Here is a 1348-nt window from a genome sequence, read left to right as displayed (position 1 = left end):
TTCGGTAGTTTTTTCATCGCTCCATCCTCTCAAAGGTTGGAGTCTCCGAGAAACCCGGGGCGGTTCACTGTTTGATCACGGGTGATTTTCTTGCCCATTGTGTCGACTTGCGACAGCAACTGCGCTGCCAAAGCACGTAGTTGGTCGGGGGACATTTGGTCGAGATTGGGAGAAGAAGTCATGCGCCGGATTTTGCCAGAGCAGGCAATTCCCGGCGATAGATCGATAGGCTAATGGCAGCCATTAAAGCAGTGTGATCGAGCCTCCATAACCTGCGCGTTGCCATGGCAGACCCAGCACTAACGCCTGAAATTGCTCGGTATCCAGCTGCATCTCAGAACCGTGGCGAACGCCAGGCCAGTGGAACTTGCCTTGGTTTAACCGACGCGCCGCCAGCCATATTCCGAAGCCGTCATGCACCAGCACTTTCATGCGATTGGCGCGGCGGTTGGCGAACAGATAAGCACAGTGCGGCTGCGCCGCACCGAACACCGCAATAACCCTGGCTAACGCCGTCTCGGTGCCTGCGCGCATGTCCATCGACTCGGTGGCGAGCCAGATGGAGTCGATGCGAATCATCGCAGAAGGTCTCGAAGAAAGGTCGCGCAAGCGGCAGCATTTTCCGTTGGCCAGTTCACTTTGACGGTGCCGCGCGGGTGCTGGATCTCAACGCAGATATTTGGCGATGCGGATTGCGAATTTGCTCCAGCCAGCTGCATGGGCAACGGAATGAAAGCAGGTTGCAGCGCCGTATTTTGCTGCGTGTGTAACTGCATCCATTTGTGGACGAGGTTTGCGTTGAGGCTATGGCTGAGCGCGATGCTGGCAATCGAAGCACCGGGCTGGGCACACTCTTGAATGACTTGGGGTTTAAAGGACTTGGAGTAGGAACGGCGTGTTGGCTGCATGAAATACCCGCTTAAAAGGCTAGAACTGGTGCCCACTTAAATTTAAGTGCACACCATGTCTTGGCTTTGCAGGGCTGGGTAGATGACTTGGCCGGACGCATACGTCTAACCTGCTCAAAAGTGCGACGTAGCTAATCTGCAGAACGGCTATGTGCCAGGGCAATCAATAAAATAGGCGTCCTTGAATGGACGCCTGATACTGTACTGTACGTTTCGTATAATCGGCCTCGAATCAGTTTTTTTCCGGTGCTTTTATGTAATTGGGTACATCAGAAGAAGGGGGTTGATGCCGATCCTCAGTAGATCGGGCTTGATTAGGGAAATCCTGAAAAAGACTTCCTGATTTGGCAAAATCTCCGGGCACCAATCGCCGAGCTTTTCGATGATGAATCAAATGACCTTCGCCGATGCCGAATACGCCGCTAAGCGCAAGCAGACCC

The 1348-nt window shown here is 53.6% G+C and carries 3 protein-coding genes; all 3 read right to left on the bottom strand.

Features of this window, described 5'->3' with window-relative positions; translation table 11 throughout:
* Window positions 1-243: 243 nt before the first annotated feature.
* A complete protein-coding gene (gene tnpB, locus AO277_RS29145; protein ID WP_044320219.1) occupies window positions 244-579 on the bottom strand; it encodes an IS66 family insertion sequence element accessory protein TnpB in 336 nt (111 codons plus the stop codon).
* Window positions 576-908, bottom strand: a complete 333-nt coding sequence (gene tnpA / locus AO277_RS13520; protein WP_080899397.1) for an IS66-like element accessory protein TnpA — start codon at window positions 906-908, stop codon at window positions 576-578. Before tnpA ends, tnpB begins: the two co-directional genes overlap by 4 nt.
* Before the next feature lie 232 nt (window positions 909-1140).
* A partial coding sequence (locus AO277_RS28770; RefSeq protein ID WP_218962515.1) for a hypothetical protein occupies window positions 1141-1348 on the bottom strand: 208 nt, incomplete at its 5' end.

Origin of the sequence: Pseudomonas amygdali, assembly GCF_002699855.1 — a bacterium.
GTDB classification, from domain to species: Bacteria; Pseudomonadota; Gammaproteobacteria; order Pseudomonadales; family Pseudomonadaceae; genus Aquipseudomonas; species Aquipseudomonas amygdali.
This window is presented reverse-complemented; position numbering and strand designations above follow the sequence as displayed.